The organism is Pseudomonas sp. NLJ1, assembly GCF_049486705.1.
Lineage (GTDB): Bacteria > Pseudomonadota > Gammaproteobacteria > Pseudomonadales > Pseudomonadaceae > Aquipseudomonas > Aquipseudomonas inefficax.
The window spans coordinates 668,225-683,022 of the sequence record NZ_CP137735.1 but is presented as its reverse complement, the minus strand read 5'-3'; the positions used below and the strand labels follow the sequence as shown (position 1 = coordinate 683,022).

General features: G+C 62.5%; 14 protein-coding genes and 1 tRNA gene. 7 read left to right on the top strand and 8 right to left on the bottom strand.

Features of this window, described 5'->3' with window-relative positions; translation table 11 throughout:
* Positions 1-23 precede the first annotated feature (23 nt).
* The 6 genes from R9B85_RS03170 (at position 24) to cysG (ending at position 7,686) form a co-directional block, all read left to right on the top strand.
* Positions 24-2,576 (top strand): DNA translocase FtsK, encoded by a 2,553-nt coding sequence (locus tag R9B85_RS03170; protein ID WP_370289981.1) that lies wholly within the window; start codon positions 24-26, stop codon positions 2,574-2,576.
* A gap of 62 nt (positions 2,577-2,638) precedes the next feature.
* Positions 2,639-3,274 carry an outer membrane lipoprotein chaperone LolA gene (lolA, locus tag R9B85_RS03165; RefSeq protein WP_112252829.1) on the top strand — a complete coding sequence of 212 codons (636 nt, stop codon included), beginning with the start codon at positions 2,639-2,641 and terminating at the stop codon, positions 3,272-3,274.
* 12 nt (positions 3,275-3,286) lie between these two features.
* Positions 3,287-4,612, top strand: a complete 1,326-nt coding sequence (locus R9B85_RS03160) for a replication-associated recombination protein A (RefSeq protein ID WP_028613325.1) — start codon at positions 3,287-3,289, stop codon at positions 4,610-4,612.
* Entirely contained in the window at positions 4,609-4,983 is a 375-nt protein-coding gene (gene crcB / locus R9B85_RS03155) for a fluoride efflux transporter CrcB (protein ID WP_085621936.1), read from the top strand. Before R9B85_RS03160 ends, crcB begins: the two co-directional genes overlap by 4 nt.
* A gap of 30 nt (positions 4,984-5,013) precedes the next feature.
* Positions 5,014-6,294, top strand: a complete 1,281-nt coding sequence (gene serS, locus R9B85_RS03150; protein ID WP_112252826.1) for a serine--tRNA ligase — start codon at positions 5,014-5,016, stop codon at positions 6,292-6,294.
* Positions 6,295-7,686, top strand: a complete 1,392-nt coding sequence (gene cysG, locus R9B85_RS03145) for a siroheme synthase CysG (RefSeq protein ID WP_423770820.1) — start codon at positions 6,295-6,297, stop codon at positions 7,684-7,686.
* Between the two features lie 116 nt (positions 7,687-7,802).
* Here the strand turns inward: cysG and R9B85_RS03140 are convergent, their stop codons facing one another.
* The 8 genes from R9B85_RS03140 to R9B85_RS03105 form a co-directional block, all read right to left on the bottom strand.
* On the bottom strand, positions 7,803-8,762 hold the full coding sequence (locus R9B85_RS03140; RefSeq protein ID WP_207878311.1) for a glutathione S-transferase family protein: 960 nt from the start codon (positions 8,760-8,762) through the stop codon (positions 7,803-7,805).
* A gap of 92 nt (positions 8,763-8,854) precedes the next feature.
* Positions 8,855-9,859 (bottom strand): glycosyl transferase family protein, encoded by a 1,005-nt coding sequence (locus R9B85_RS03135; protein ID WP_207878309.1) that lies wholly within the window; start codon positions 9,857-9,859, stop codon positions 8,855-8,857.
* Positions 9,856-10,191, bottom strand: coding sequence for a TusE/DsrC/DsvC family sulfur relay protein (locus R9B85_RS03130; protein ID WP_112252822.1), 336 nt, complete (start codon positions 10,189-10,191; stop codon positions 9,856-9,858). The genes R9B85_RS03135 and R9B85_RS03130 overlap by 4 nt, the downstream gene beginning before the upstream one ends.
* Entirely contained in the window at positions 10,188-10,484 is a 297-nt protein-coding gene (gene tusB / locus R9B85_RS03125; protein ID WP_112252821.1) for a sulfurtransferase complex subunit TusB, read from the bottom strand. Before tusB ends, R9B85_RS03130 begins: the two co-directional genes overlap by 4 nt.
* Complete coding sequence (tusC, locus tag R9B85_RS03120) at positions 10,484-10,843, bottom strand: sulfurtransferase complex subunit TusC (protein ID WP_112252820.1); 360 nt, start codon at positions 10,841-10,843, stop codon at positions 10,484-10,486. The genes tusB and tusC overlap by 1 nt, the downstream gene beginning before the upstream one ends.
* 1 nt (position 10,844) lies before the next feature.
* The gene (gene tusD / locus R9B85_RS03115; protein WP_112252819.1) at positions 10,845-11,237 is read right to left on the bottom strand and encodes a sulfurtransferase complex subunit TusD; all 393 of its coding nucleotides are present in this window, start codon (positions 11,235-11,237) and stop codon (positions 10,845-10,847) included.
* Positions 11,238-11,339: 102 nt separating this feature from the next.
* Positions 11,340-12,719 (bottom strand): nucleobase:cation symporter-2 family protein, encoded by a 1,380-nt coding sequence (locus tag R9B85_RS03110; protein WP_112252818.1) that lies wholly within the window; start codon positions 12,717-12,719, stop codon positions 11,340-11,342.
* A 293-nt stretch (positions 12,720-13,012) separates the two neighbouring features.
* The gene (locus R9B85_RS03105) at positions 13,013-13,684 is read right to left on the bottom strand and encodes a Bax inhibitor-1/YccA family protein (protein ID WP_003251184.1); all 672 of its coding nucleotides are present in this window, start codon (positions 13,682-13,684) and stop codon (positions 13,013-13,015) included.
* A 134-nt stretch (positions 13,685-13,818) separates the two neighbouring features.
* On the opposite strand from R9B85_RS03105, the gene R9B85_RS03100 reads away from it, so the two are divergent.
* Positions 13,819-13,906 (top strand) — tRNA-Ser (locus tag R9B85_RS03100).
* Positions 13,907-14,798: the final 892 nt, after the last annotated feature.

Genomic DNA, 14,798 nt, shown 5'->3' with positions numbered 1-14,798 from the left:
GTAATGTTAAAAGTAGTGGTTCATTGGCCGCACCGTCGGCCGATCACTATTGGACGCGCAGCACGCGCAGGAATAGACGCGTTTTGAAGAAATCCACCGCAACTCCAGCTCCCTTGCCTGTCCCCCTGTGGCGGCAGCAGCTGCATTATCGCCTCAAGGAAGGTGCGTTGATCGCTGTCGGCGCCCTGTGCCTGTACCTGTGGATGGCGCTGCTGACCTACGATACGTCGGACCCGGGCTTCAGCCACACCAGCAACGTCGACCAGGTGCAGAACGCCGCCGGGCGTGCCGGCGCCTACTTCGCCGACATCCTGTTCATGGTGCTGGGGTACTTCGCCTACATCTTCCCGCTGCTGCTGGCGATAAAGACCTGGCAGATCTTCCGCGAACGGCACCAGCCCTGGGACTGGAGCGGCTGGCTGTTCTCCTGGCGGCTGATCGGCCTGGTGTTCCTGGTGCTGTCGGGTGCGGCGCTGGCGCATATCCATTTCCACCCGGCTGCGAGCATGCCGTTCTCCGCCGGTGGTGCACTGGGCGAGAGCCTCGGCGACCTGGCGCGCAACCTGCTGAACGTGCAGGGCAGCACGCTGATGTTCATTGCCCTGTTCCTGTTCGGCCTGACCGTGTTCACCGACCTGTCGTGGTTCAAGGTGATGGACCTGACCGGCAAGATCACCCTCGACCTGTTCGAACTGGTGCAGGGCGCTGCCAACCGCTGGTGGGAAGCACGCAACGAGCGCAAGCGCCTGGAGGCGCAACTGCGCGAGGACGAGCCGGTGGTGGTCAAGGCCGCACCGACGGCTGCCGACAAGCGCGAGCCGGCCAAGCCGGCGCTGCGCGAGCGTATCTTCAAACGTGAAGAGGCACCTGCCCAGCCGGTCGAGCCGCGTGAGCCGACCCTGTCACGCGAGCCTGTGGTGCCGCGCGAGTCGCTGGCAGCACGTGAGCCGATTATCTCCCGCGAGCAACCTGGCGCGGCCCCGATGATCGTGCCGCCGACACCCGCCAGGGCGCCTGAGCCGAGCAAGCGGGTGATGAAGGAGAAACAGGCGCCGCTGTTCGTCGACAGCGCGGTGGAAGGCACCTTGCCATCGATCTCCATCCTCGATCCGGCCGAACAGAAGAAGATCGAGTACTCGCCCGAATCCCTGGCCGGTGTTGGCCAGCTGCTGGAAATCAAGCTCAAGGAGTTCGGCGTGGAAGTGACGGTGGACTCGATCCATCCAGGCCCGGTGATTACCCGTTACGAAATCCAGCCAGCCGCCGGCGTGAAGGTCAGCCGCATCGCCAACCTGGCCAAGGACCTGGCGCGTTCGCTGGCGGTGACCAGTGTACGTGTGGTCGAAGTCATCCCCGGCAAGACCACCGTGGGTATCGAGATCCCCAACGAAAACCGGCAGATGGTGCGGTTCTCCGAAGTGCTGGCCACACCGCAGTACGACGAACAGAAATCGCCGGTCACCCTGGCCCTGGGCCATGACATCGGCGGCAAGCCGGTGATCACCGACCTGGCCAAGATGCCGCACCTGCTGGTGGCCGGTACCACCGGTTCCGGTAAGTCGGTGGGCGTGAACGCGATGATCCTGTCGATCCTGTTCAAGTCCAGCCCTGAAGACGCGCGGCTGATCATGATCGACCCGAAAATGCTCGAGCTGTCGATCTACGAAGGCATCCCGCACCTGCTGTGCCCGGTGGTTACCGACATGAAGGACGCTGCCAACGCCCTGCGCTGGAGCGTGGCCGAGATGGAGCGGCGCTACAAGCTGATGGCGGCCATGGGCGTGCGTAACCTGGCCGGCTTCAATCGCAAGGTCAAGGACGCCCAGGAAGCCGGCGAAATCATCCATGACCCGCTGTATCGCCGCGAGAGCATGGACGACGAGCCGCCTGCGCTGAAAACCCTGCCGACCATCGTGGTGGTGGTCGACGAATTTGCCGACATGATGATGATCGTCGGCAAGAAGGTCGAAGAGCTGATCGCCCGTATCGCCCAGAAGGCACGGGCGGCCGGTATCCACCTGATCCTCGCTACCCAGCGCCCGTCGGTGGATGTGATTACCGGCCTGATCAAGGCCAACATCCCGACCCGCATGGCGTTCCAGGTGTCGAGCAAGATCGACTCGCGGACCATCATCGACCAGGGTGGTGCCGAGCAGTTGCTGGGCCACGGTGACATGCTGTACATGCCGCCGGGCACCAGCCTGCCGATTCGTGTGCACGGCGCGTTCGTCTCCGACGACGAGGTGCACCGCGTGGTGGAAGCGTGGAAGCTGCGCGGCGCCCCGGACTACAACGACGACATCCTCAACGGCGTCGAGGAGGCCGGCAGCGGCTTCGAAGGCGGCGGCGGTGGTGGCGATGGCGAAGATTCGGAAAGCGACGCCCTGTATGATGAGGCCGTGCAGTTCGTGCTGGAAAGCCGCCGTGCGTCCATCTCGGCCGTGCAGCGCAAACTGAAGATCGGCTACAACCGCGCCGCCCGCATGATCGAAGCCATGGAAATGGCCGGCGTGGTCACCCCCATGAACAGCAACGGCTCGCGGGAAGTGATTGCCCCGGGCGGCCCGCGCGACTGACGAACACCCTGCCGGGCGCCAACGGTGGCGCCCGGCCTTTTCAATGCTCGATGAGGACTCCCATGCGCGCGATTCGCATGCTGTTGGTTTCTGCCCTGGCCGCGGCTTCTGTGTCGGCCACCCTATCGGCTCAGGCCGGTGAGCAAGACGTACAACGACTGACCCAATTGCTGGAAAAGTCGCAGACCATCGAGGCCAACTTTTCCCAGCTGACCCTGGACGCCGGCGGCACCAGCTTGCAGGAAACATCCGGCAAGATGACCGTCAAGCGCCCAGGCCTGTTCTACTGGCACACCGATGCGCCGCAGGAGCAGGTGGTGGTATCCGACGGCAAGAACGTCACCCTGTGGGACCCGGACCTGGAGCAGGCCACCATCAAGAAGCTCGACCAGCGCCTGAACCAGACCCCGGCGCTGCTGCTGTCCGGTGACGTGTCGAAGATCAGCCAGAGCTTCGACATCAGCTCGAAGGAGCAGGGCGAAGTGATGGACTTCACCCTCAAGCCGAAGACCAAGGACACCTTGTTCGACTCGCTGCGCGTGTCGTTCCGCAAGGGCCTGATCAACGACATGCAGCTGATCGACAGCGTCGGCCAGCGCACCAACATCCTGTTCAATGGCGTGAAAGCCAACCAGGCGGTGCCGGACAGCAAGTTCAAGTTCGACATCCCCAAAGGCGCGGACGTCATCAAGGAGTAACCAGAGCTCGCCATGGACCTGTTTCGAAGCGAACCCGTCGCCCAGCCCCTGGCCGCCCGCCTGCGCCCGTCCAACCTGGACGAGTACGTCGGCCAGGAGCACCTGCTGGCGCGCGGCAAACCGCTGCGCGAGGCGCTGGAGCAGGGGGCGCTGCACTCGATGATCTTCTGGGGGCCGCCGGGGGTGGGCAAGACCACCCTCGCGCGGCTGCTGGCGCAGTTCTGCGATGCGCACTTCGAAACGGTGTCGGCGGTGCTGGCTGGTGTGAAGGAGATTCGCCAGGCGGTCGAGGTGGCCAAGCAGCAGGCTGGCCAGTATGGCCGGCGTACCATCCTGTTCGTCGACGAAGTGCATCGCTTCAACAAGTCGCAGCAAGATGCCTTCCTGCCCTATGTCGAAGACGGCACCTTGCTGTTCATTGGCGCCACCACCGAAAACCCGTCGTTCGAGCTGAACAATGCACTGCTGTCGCGGGCACGGGTGTATGTGCTCAAGAGCCTGGACGAGGCGGCGCTGCGCAAACTGGTAAACCGTGCGCTGACTGAAGAGCGCGGCCTGGGCAAGCGCAACCTGCGGGTTGGCGATGACGCCTTCAAGATGTTGATGGCCGCCGCCGACGGCGATGGCCGGCGCATGCTCAACTTCCTGGAAAACGCCTCGGACCTGGCTGAAGACGGCAGCGAGATCGACGTCGAGATGCTGCAGAGCCTGCTCGGTGACAGCCGCCGCCGCTTCGACAAGGGTGGCGAGGCGTTCTACGACCAGATTTCCGCGCTGCACAAGTCGGTACGCGGCTCCAACCCCGATGGCGCCCTGTACTGGTTCGCGCGCATGCTGGATGGCGGCTGCGACCCGCTGTACATCGCCCGCCGCGTGGTGCGCATGGCCAGCGAAGACATCGGCAACGCCGACCCGCGCGCGCTCAGCCTGTGCCTGGCGGCCTGGGATGTGCAAGAGCGCCTGGGCAGCCCCGAGGGCGAGCTGGCGGTCGCTCAGGCCATTACCTACCTCGCCTGTGCACCGAAGAGCAATGCGGTGTACATGGGCTTCAAGACCGCCCTGCGCGAGGCTGCCGAACACGGCTCGCTGGAAGTGCCGCTGCATCTGCGCAACGCGCCGACCAAGCTGATGAAGCAGCTGGGCTATGGCGACGAGTACCGCTATGCCCATGACGAGCCCGACGCCTATGCCGCCGGCGAAGACTACTTCCCCGACGAGCTCGAGCCGCGCCAGTACTACCAGCCGGTGCCTCGTGGCCTGGAACTGAAGATTGGCGAGAAGCTGCGCCACCTGGCCGACCTTGACCGCAACAGCCCCCGCCAGCGGAGAAAACCGTGATTGCACTGATTGCCGCCGTCAGCGCGGGTGGTATTGCCGGTACCTTGTTGCGCTTCGCTACCACCAATTGGGTGGCTGCCCACTGGCCACGGCACTTCTATCTCGGTACGCTGGCGGTCAACCTGGTCGGCTGCCTGCTGATCGGCCTGCTCTATGGCCTGTTCCTGCACAAGCCGGTCGTGCCGGTCGAACTGCGCGCCGGGCTGATCGTCGGCTTCCTCGGTGGCCTGACGACCTTTTCCTCCTTTTCGCTGGATACCGTACGCCTGCTGGAAAGCGGGCAAGTGCCTCTGGCTTTGGGCTACACCGGTATCAGCGTGGTGGGCGGGCTGCTCGCAACCTGGGCCGGCCTGTGCCTGACCCGATTCTGAACCAACACCTACACATAACGAGAGAACGATATGCTCGATTCCAAACTGTTACGCGGCCAACTTCAGGAAGTGGCGGATCGCCTGGCCTCCCGTGGCTTCAGCCTGGATGTCGCGCGCATCGAATCACTGGAAGAGCGCCGCAAGGCGGTGCAAACCCGCACCGAGCAGCTGCAGGCCGAGCGTAACGCCCGTTCCAAGTCCATCGGCCAGGCCAAGGCCAAGGGCGAGGACATTGCGCCGCTGATGGCCGACGTTGAGCGCATGGCCAACGAACTGGCTGCTGGCAAGGCCGAACTGGACGGCATCCAGGCCGAACTGGATGGCATCCTGCTGACCATCCCCAACCTGCCGGACGCCAGCGTACCGGTCGGCGCCAGCGAAGAGGACAACGTCGAAGTGCGCCGTTGGGGCACACCGAAGGCCTTCGACTTCGAAATCAAGGACCATGTCGCCCTCGGCGAAGTCAGCGGTGGCCTGGACTTCGAAGCGGCCGCCAAGCTGTCTGGCGCCCGCTTTGCCGTGCTGCGTGGCCCGATCGCCCGCCTGCACCGCGCCCTGGCGCAGTTCATGATCAACCTGCATACCGGCGAGCACGGCTACGAGGAACACTACACCCCGTACCTGGTGCAGGCCCCGGCCCTGCAGGGCACCGGCCAGTTGCCGAAGTTCGAGGAAGACCTGTTCAAGATCAGCCGCGAAGGCGAGGCCGATTTCTATCTAATCCCGACCGCCGAAGTGTCGCTGACCAACCTGGTGGCCGGTGAAATCCTCGACGCCAAACAGTTGCCTCTGAAGCTGGTTGCCCATACCCCGTGCTTCCGCAGCGAAGCCGGTGCTTCCGGCCGTGACACCCGCGGCATGATCCGCCAGCACCAGTTCGACAAGGTCGAGATGGTGCAGGTAGTCGAGCCGTCCAAGTCGATGGAAGCCCTGGAGGGCCTGACTGCCAACGCCGAACGCGTGCTGCAGTTGCTGGAGCTGCCGTATCGCGTGCTGGCCCTGTGCACCGGCGACATGGGCTTTGGTGCCGTGAAGACCTATGACCTGGAAGTGTGGGTGCCAAGCCAGGACAAGTACCGCGAAATCAGCTCGTGCTCCAACTGCGGCGACTTCCAGGCGCGTCGCATGCAGGCCCGCTGGCGCAACCCGGAAACCGGCAAGCCAGAGCTGGTGCACACCCTCAACGGCTCCGGCCTGGCCGTAGGCCGTACCTTGGTTGCCGTACTGGAAAACTACCAGCAGGCCGACGGTTCGATCCGTGTGCCGGAAGTGCTGAAGCCTTACATGGGCGGCGTCGAGGTTATCCGCTAAATGGATTACCTGCCGCTGTTCCACAAGCTGCAGGGCGGCCGCGTGCTGGTCGTTGGCGGCGGTGAGATTGCCTTGCGCAAGGCGCGCCTGCTGGCCGATGCCGGCGCCGCGCTGCGCGTGGTGGCCCCGGATGTCGACGGCCAGTTGGCCGCGCTGGCCCGGGAAGGTGGCGGCGAGGTGCTGGTGCGCGGCTATCAGGCTGCCGACCTGGTCGGTTGTCGTCTGGTGATCGCCGCCACTGACGACCCTGGGCTCAATGCCCAGGTGTCGGCGGATGCGCAGGCCCTTAGCCTGCCGGTGAACGTGGTGGATGCGCCGGCGCTGTGCACGGTGATCTTCCCGGCGATCGTCGACCGTTCGCCGTTGGTGGTTGCGGTGTCCAGTGGCGGTGATGCACCGGTGCTGGCGCGCTTGATTCGCGCCAAGCTGGAGGCCTGGATCCCGTCCGCCTACGGCGAGCTGGCCGGCCTGGCCGCGCGCTTTCGCGACAAGGTCAAGGGCTTGTACCCGGACGTCAACCAGCGCCGTGGCTTCTGGGAAACCGTGTTTCAGGGGCCGATTGCCGAGCGCCAGCTGGCCGGGCAAGGCGCCGAGGCCGAGCGCCTGTTGCAGGCCATGGTCGACGGTGCACCGGTGCAGCAGGGTGGTGAGGTGTACCTGGTGGGTGCGGGCCCGGGCGATCCGGACTTGCTGACCTTCCGTGCCTTGCGCCTGATGCAGCAGGCTGACGTGGTGCTGTACGACCGCCTGGTAGCACCGGCGATCATCGAGATGTGTCGTCGCGATGCCGAGCGCATCTACGTGGGCAAGCGTCGCGCCGACCATGCAGTGCCTCAGGACCAGATCAACCGCCTGCTGGTCGATCTGGCCCGGCAGGGCAAGCGTGTGTTGCGCCTGAAAGGCGGCGACCCGTTCATCTTCGGCCGGGGCGGCGAAGAGATCGAAGAGCTGGCCGAGCAGGGCATCCCTTTCCAGGTGGTGCCGGGCATTACCGCGGCCAGTGGGTGTTCCGCCTATGGTGGGATTCCGCTGACGCACCGTGACTATGCCCAGTCGGTCCGCTTCGTGACCGGGCACCTTAAGGATGGTACCAGCAACCTGCCCTGGAATGACCTGGTGGCACCGGCACAGACCTTGGTGTTCTACATGGGCCTGGTAGGGTTGCCGACCATCTGTGCCGAGCTGATTCGCCATGGCCGCGCGGCCAACACCCCGGCTGCGTTGGTGCAACAGGGGACGACGCGTAATCAGCGCGTGTTTACCGGTACCCTGGCCGACTTGCCGGAGCTGGTGGCCCGGCATGAAGTGCACGCACCGACCCTGGTGATTGTTGGGGAAGTGGTGCAGTTGCGTGACAAGCTGGCCTGGTTCGAAGGTTCGCAGATCAGCTGAAATCGTTGGGGCCGCGTTGCGGCCCATCGCGACACAAGGCCGCTCCTACAGGAAACAGCGATGCCCTGTAGGAGCGGCCTTGTGTCGCGATGGGCTGCAAAGCAGCCCCTGCAGTCTCAAACCTGCCAGATCCCCTTGCCCGTCAACCGCTCCCGATCATGTGCCAGGCCAAAGTCCTGCAAAGGCCCTTTAGGCACGATCCCGTTCGGGTTGATGGTCTTGTGGCTCATGTAGTAGTGCTTCTGGATATGTTCCATGTCCACTGTGCCCGCCACCCCCGGCCACTGGTATAGCTCACGCAGCCAGTTCGACAGGTTGTGATAATCGCTCAGGCGACGCAGGTTGCACTTGAAGTGCCCGTGGTACACCGCATCGAAGCGCACCAGGGTGGTGAACAGGCGCACATCGGCCTCGGTCAGGTATTCCCCGGCCAGGTAGCGATTGCGGCTCAGCAGGTCTTCCAAGTAGTCCAGTTCGTTGAACACTTCGTCAAACGCAGCCTCGTAGGCGTCCTGCGTAGTGGCAAAGCCTGCGCGATACACGCCGTTGTTCACCGCCGGATAGATGCGCCCGTTCAGCGCTTCGATGGTCGGGCGCAGCGGCTCTGGGTAGAGGTCCAGCGTGTTGCCGGTCAGTTCGTTGAACGCGCTGTTGAAGATGCGGATGATCTCCGACGACTCGTTGTTGACGATGCGTTTCTCTTTCTTGTCCCACAGCACTGGTACGGTTACACGGCCGGTGTAGTGAGGGTCATCCTGGGTATAGCGCTGATGCAGGTACTGCAGCGCGTCGAGGTGGTCGCCGCTAGAGCCTTGCTGCTGGTCGAAAGTCCAGCCATGGTCTTGCATCAGCCAGCTGACCACCGACACGTCGATCAATGGCTCCAGGCCCTTGAGGGCGCGGAAGATCAGGGTGCGGTGAGCCCATGGGCAGGCCAGCGAGACGTACAGGTGGTAACGGCCAGCTTCGGGAGCAGGCAGCTGATTGCGGCGTTGGGCATTCTCGCGTTTGAACGTGCCGTCCTTGCCGTTTTCATACCACTGGTCATGCCAGCGGCCGTCGATCAAAAGGCCCATGGTGAGCTCCTCGGAACAAAGTTGTTTGTCGTTGGAGCCCAGTCTAGGGAAAAACGTTCGAATAACTAGCGCAAAGACTGCGCTCTTGCTATCTACTTATTCGATTGGTTGCGTGCACCCCAGTAACCACGTGCCGTGGCGAAAGCCTGCTCGCGGTCCTGGCCCAGGCCGCGCAGGGCCAGGGCGATGGTCGCGACCACAGCCATTTCACCGTAGCTGTCCTCGGCCTCGCCGCGCCAGACCGCCAGCAATTGCTGCGGCTCCAGGCTTGGCGGTTTCACGTGGCGGCGTTCGCTCAGCGCTGGCCATTCCTCGTCCCAGGTTTCACCGGTGGTGGTGCCGTACAGATGGCTGATGACATCGGGGTTGACCTCGATCTCGCCGCCATCACCCTTGATTACCACGGCATGGTCGCCCAGCAGGCGGCTGGCCTCGCGGTGCACTGCCTGGTAACCGGGGTGGAAGATGCTTTGCAGGCCACAGCGCGCAGCCAGCGGGTTGAGTACACGGGCCAGCGAATGGATGGGCGAACGCAGGCCCAGGGTATTGCGCAGGTCGATCATGCGCTGCAACTGCGGCGCCCAGTCCTGCAGCGGGAAGAAGGCAAGGCGCTGCTCGTCCAGGGCGCGGCTGACCGCAGCCCAGTCACGGCACAGCGGAATTTCCAGCAAGGACAGAAGCTGCTCGGTGTACATGCGCCCGGCAGTGTGTGCACCGCCACCGTGCATCAAGGTGCGCACGCCATTGTCGGCCAGGCATTTGGCAGCCAGCAGGTACCACGGCAGGTGGCGCTTCTTGCCGGCATAGGTGGGCCAGTCCAGGTCAACGGCGATGTGAGGCGCCTGCAAGTGGGCGCGCACGGCCTCGGTGAAGCCGGCCAGTTCTTCGGCGCTTTCTTCCTTGTGCCGCAGCAGCATGAGAAAGGCACCAAGCTGGGCATCTTCGACTTTGCCTTCCAGCAGCAGGGTCATGGCCGTACGGGCTTCTTCACGGGTCAGGCCACGCGCGCCGCGCTTGCCTTTGCCAAGGATGCGCACGAACTCGGCGAATGGGTGTTCGGCTGGGGTTTCCAGGGTAAGCGGGAGAGGTTCTGTCATATGCAGTTGGTCGGCTTGGGCAGGCCTGCCAGCTTGGCGGCCAGTTTGGCGGGAGTGCCGTTGAACAGGCGGTTGAGGTGCGGGCTGTTGCCCTTGTCAGGCCCCAGTTTGAGGGCTGTGTACTTGATCAGCGGGCGCGTGGCCGGGGACAGCTGGTATTCCTGGTAGAACTGGCGCAGCAGTTCGAGGATTTCCCAGTGGTCCGCCGTCAGCGGGATGCCCTCGCGCTCGGCCAAAGCCTCGGCGGCGGCATGCGACCAGTCTTGCAGGTCGACCAGGAAGCCGTCCTTGTCCAGGGCGATCGCCTGATCGCCAACGTTGAGGGTATTCATAGCCAGCTGTTGACCTTGTCGTAATGCAGCGACAGTTCGACGAACCCGGAGTAGTCCACGGCCTTGGCCAGTTCGTTGTCGGCGGCGCGGGCCTGCACGTCTTCTTCCAGGGCGAACAGGCGCTGGGCCAGGCCGGCGGCTTGCAGCTGGCGGTGCGGTTCGCTGCCGCTGCGCAGGGCATACACCGCATCGCCGCACAGCAGCAGGGCATCGTCGGCACCGAGCAGGCGCAGGCAGCTGGCCAGGCGCTCGTCGCCAAATGGGGAGTGGGCAATTACATGCAAGGTCGTCATCAGAGCGTTACCACCTGGTCGAAACGGGCGATCAGTGCGGCCAGGGCCGCATCGTCCAGCACTTGCACAGGCAGCGCCAGGTTGTCGGCTGCCAGGCCGCGGCGAGTGAGGCTGTGGCTGCAGGCGAACAGTTCCTCGACGCCGAACATTGGTAGCGCCTGCAAGTTGGCGGCCAGGTTCTTCTGTTGCACAGCGGTGGGCTGCTGGTCCGCAGCGAGCTGGAACACCCCGTCGTCGAGGAACAGCATGCCCAGCGGCAGATCGAACGCGCCGCCCGCCAGGGCGATGTCCAATGCTTCGCGGGCCGATGGGCCGTTCCAGGGCGCTTGACGGCTGATGATCAACAAGGATTTGGTCATTTCAGTCGCCTCCAAAGCAGACAAGGCGATCGGCAACCTGCGCCGCCTCATGCAACTGGCCAAGCCCCGACAGTTCCCAAGGCTTGGGCAGGTTCACGGCCGGGCGCTGGTGGCGGTTGGCCTCGGCCTCGTCGAGCACGCCGCGGCGCAGGGCGGCGGCGATGCACACCACTGCGTCCAGTTGGTTGGTCTCGATGAAGGCACGCCATTGGCCGGCCACATCCAGCTCATCCTGGGGGGCGACCACGTTGGCCGAGGCACTGTGTACCCCGTCCTGATAGAAGAACAGCCGGGCAATCTCATGCCCGCCGGCCAGTACCGCCTCGGCGTAGCGCAGGGCGCGCCGCGAGGAGGGCGCATGGGCCGGGGAGAACACCGCGATAGCGAATTTCATGGGTAACTCATGCAAAAGGAATGGTGCCATGATAAAGCAAAAAAGCCCGCGCCCGCTTATGCATGGCGGGGCGGGCTTTCTGTAAAGCATCTGTCTCCAGGCTCAAGCCTGTTCCTTGCTCTCCGGCAGGAACCAGTTCAACACCAGGGCACAGATTCCTCCAGTAGCCACGCCCGACTCCAGCACATTGCGAATCGCCGCCGGCATATGCGCCAGGAACTCCGGCACCTGCGCCACGCCCAGGCCCAAGGCCAGGGACACAGCGATGATCAGCAGGGCACGACGGTCCAGGCGAGTGCTGGCCAGGATATTGATCCCCGAAGCCGCAACCGCTCCGAACATGACCATGGCCGCACCACCCAGTACCGGTTCCGGCACCGCTTGAATCACCCCGGCAACGCTCGGGAACAGCCCCAGCAGCACCAGCATCACGGCAATCCACATTCCGATATGGCGGCTGGCGATCCCGGTCAGCTGAATTACGCCATTGTTCTGGGCAAAGATCGAGCTTGGGAAGGTGTTGAACAAGCCGGCCAGCAGCGAGTTGGCCCCATTGACCAACACACCGCCCTTGATCCGCTGCATCCACACAGGCCCCTCGACCGGCTGGCGCGACACTTTGCTGGTGGCGGTAACGTCACCGATGGCTTCCAGCGAAGTTACCAGGTAGATCACCAGCATCGGGATGAACAGTGCCCAGGAAAAGCTCAGGCCGAAGTGCAGCGGCGTGGGCACCTGGAACAGCGCGGCTTCATGCATGCCGGTGAAATCCAGGCGGCCCAGGTAGCCGGCCAGCGCATAGCCGACCGCCAGGGCGATAACGATGGCGCAGCTGCGCATCCACACCACCGGGATACGGTTGAGGATGACGATGATCGCCAGCACCACGCCCGACAGCAGCAGGTTCTCGCCATTGGCGAAGGTGCCATTGGCCATGGCGCCGAAACCACCGCCCATGCTGATCAGCCCGACCTTGATAAGGGTCAGGCCGATCATCAGCACCACGATGCCAGTTACCAGCGGGGTAATCAGGCGTTTGACGAAGGGCAGGATGCGCGACACGCCCATCTCGACGAACGAGCCGGCGATTACCACGCCAAAGATGGCCGCCATCACGCCTTCTACCGGCGTACCTTGCTTGACCATCAGCGCCCCGCCGGCAATCAGCGGGCCGACGAAGTTGAAGCTGGTGCCCTGGACGATCAGCAGCCCGGCACCGAACGGCCCGAAGCGTTTGCACTGGACGAAGGTGGCAATACCCGAAATGACCAGCGACATGGAGACGATCAGGTTGGTATCCCGTGCCGAAACACCCAGCGCCTGGCAAATCAGCAGGCCAGGGGTGACGATCGGCACGATGATCGCCAGCAGGTGCTGCAGCGCTGCCAGCAGGCCGATCAACAGCCGTGGCTTGTCCTCCAGACCAAGCACCAGTTCATTGGTAGGCGCCGCCGCGCCTGGGCTGTGTTCGTGTGAGCTCATTGCGAAAAGCTGCCCCGGAGAAAAAAGGAGCGCATTCTACGGGGTGATGGCGAATTGGGGTAGAGAAAAGCACGATGGCGGCATGATCGACGACCATTTGCCCGTTTATCTGACTTCATGGTCAGTTATTGGTACTGTTTGTTCAAGCCTGAAACCTGCGCGGACCCTGTGGGAGCGGGTTCTCCCGCGAAGAAACCAATGCGGTGCCTGGCACCGGCTGCGCCGGTGTTCGCGGGTAAACCCGCTCCCACAAAAAAAGCCCGCCGAAGCGGGCTTTCTATTGCAGCATTCAATCAGTCATCACGACCCATGATGCCAAACAGCTGCAGCAGGCTGACAAACAGGTTGTAGATCGACACATACAGGCTGATGGTCGCCATGATGTAGTTACGCTCGCCACCGTGAATGATCGCGCTGGTCTGGAACAGGATGCAGACCGACGAGAACAGCACGAAGCCAGCGCTGATCGCCAGTTGCAGGCCGCTGATCTGGAAGAAGAAGCTGGCCACGACAGCGCCCAGCAGGACAAAGAAGCCCGCAGTGATGAAGCCGCTGAGGAAGCTCATGTCCTTGCGAGTGATCAGCACATAAGCCGACAGGCCACCGAAGACCAGAGCAGTCATGGCAAATGCCGAGCTGACCACCTCGGCGCCACCGGCCATGCCCAGGTAGCGGTTGAGGATAGGGCCGAGGATGAAGCCCATGAAACCGGTGAGGGCAAAGGTGGACACCAGTCCCCAGGCCGAATCACGAAGCTTGTTGGTAAGGAAGAACAGCCCGTAGAAGCCGATCAGCACCACGAACACGTTCGGGTAGCCGACGCGCATCTGCTGGGCCACGAAGGCCATGACACCGCTGAAGGCGAGGGTGAGCGCCAGCAGGCTGTACGTGTTGCGCAGGACCTTGCTGATCTCCTGCTGCTCGACCTGCTGGCCGTGGTGTACGGCGTAATCCTGTTCGCGCATGGCGACACTCCTTGGTAAACCTGTGGTTTTCAGACGTTCAGATGCTAGGAGTCTATCAGAGCTGCCGCAACCCGCGACACAGAGAGTTTGACAGCTTGTTTCATTACGGTATTATGGCGGCCGCAAAACGAGCTGGAAGCGTGGCCGAGTGGTTTAAGGCAACGGTCTTGAAAACCGTCGATGGGCAACTATCCTAGAGTTCGAATCTCTACGCTTCCGCCATCATTCCTCATTAAAGCCCTGATTTATTCAGGGCTTTTTTGTTTCTTGGGCCTGCTCCTTCACCCGGGAGCAAGCCTTTGGCCTCCCTCGTGAGGTAGATGGACGAGCAGGTTGAAGCGAGTTGCGCGCTCGACCAGCGTTCCAATCGCGGAATGGGTTCAGTGCGATAAGCTTGCCGCTCGTTCACGTTTACAGGCTTTCGCGTCTGACTGTAATAGCCCGACAAATTTGCTTCCACACCAACCCGCATAAATTCATTGTCCGGTAACCGGTCTGTAGACGACTGAGTCTATCCGGGTGATCTACCGTTGCCCCATTACGATAACTGTACGTGTCGGTTCCCGTCGGATTGTTGATGGGTTCTCATGACCGGCGTGCAATTTTACATGCGCCAATATTTTGCACTCGGTACGAGCCAATATCTTGTCGCGTCATAATGGTTGTATAACTTACGTAGATGGCCGAGCAGCCTCGAACTGGCTCTGAAAAGCAACGGGTCGCTGCTGAACACCTCGTGATTCCAGACCATCGGCTGGCCTGAACAAGTTTGGGCCTGTTTCAGAACCTGACACTTAGTGCAGGCTTTGCACAGGCACGGAACGGGTAAGGCCAACCGGAATAAAGGAAACGAGTAACACTCGCATTTTTGCGGCTACTATCAATTTCCCGAATTTCGAGCAGCATGCTTGAAAGTGCAGGTAGAAGCAAAAAATGTAGCCTTTAATACCAAAATGTCATTAGGCCATTATTTGTTTTGTTGCATATTATTGAGTAAGTGGGATCGATAGCGGTGTTATATAAAAGTTGAATTTAAAAGACTGATAGTTGACGCCAAAAAACAAGCACCAATAAAAATAAACCATCCTTGTAGCCAGCCGACAACACTCGAAGC

Coding starts and splice junctions, on each gene's coding strand:
- R9B85_RS03140 (WP_207878311.1), bottom strand. CDS start 8,762: ATGGGCCTTTTGATCGACGGCCGCTGGCATGACCAGTGGTATGAAAAC.
- R9B85_RS03160 (WP_028613325.1), top strand. CDS start 3,287: ATGGACCTGTTTCGAAGCGAACCCGTCGCCCAGCCCCTGGCCGCCCGC.
- R9B85_RS03130 (WP_112252822.1), bottom strand. CDS start 10,191: ATGAATACCCTCAACGTTGGCGATCAGGCGATCGCCCTGGACAAGGAC.
- R9B85_RS03105 (WP_003251184.1), bottom strand. CDS start 13,684: ATGCGCGAACAGGATTACGCCGTACACCACGGCCAGCAGGTCGAGCAG.
- tusD (WP_112252819.1), bottom strand. CDS start 11,237: ATGAAATTCGCTATCGCGGTGTTCTCCCCGGCCCATGCGCCCTCCTCG.
- tusC (WP_112252820.1), bottom strand. CDS start 10,843: ATGACCAAATCCTTGTTGATCATCAGCCGTCAAGCGCCCTGGAACGGC.
- cysG (WP_423770820.1), top strand. CDS start 6,295: ATGGATTACCTGCCGCTGTTCCACAAGCTGCAGGGCGGCCGCGTGCTG.
- tusB (WP_112252821.1), bottom strand. CDS start 10,484: ATGACGACCTTGCATGTAATTGCCCACTCCCCATTTGGCGACGAGCGC.
- R9B85_RS03110 (WP_112252818.1), bottom strand. CDS start 12,719: ATGAGCTCACACGAACACAGCCCAGGCGCGGCGGCGCCTACCAATGAA.
- serS (WP_112252826.1), top strand. CDS start 5,014: ATGCTCGATTCCAAACTGTTACGCGGCCAACTTCAGGAAGTGGCGGAT.
- R9B85_RS03135 (WP_207878309.1), bottom strand. CDS start 9,859: ATGACAGAACCTCTCCCGCTTACCCTGGAAACCCCAGCCGAACACCCA.
- lolA (WP_112252829.1), top strand. CDS start 2,639: ATGCGCGCGATTCGCATGCTGTTGGTTTCTGCCCTGGCCGCGGCTTCT.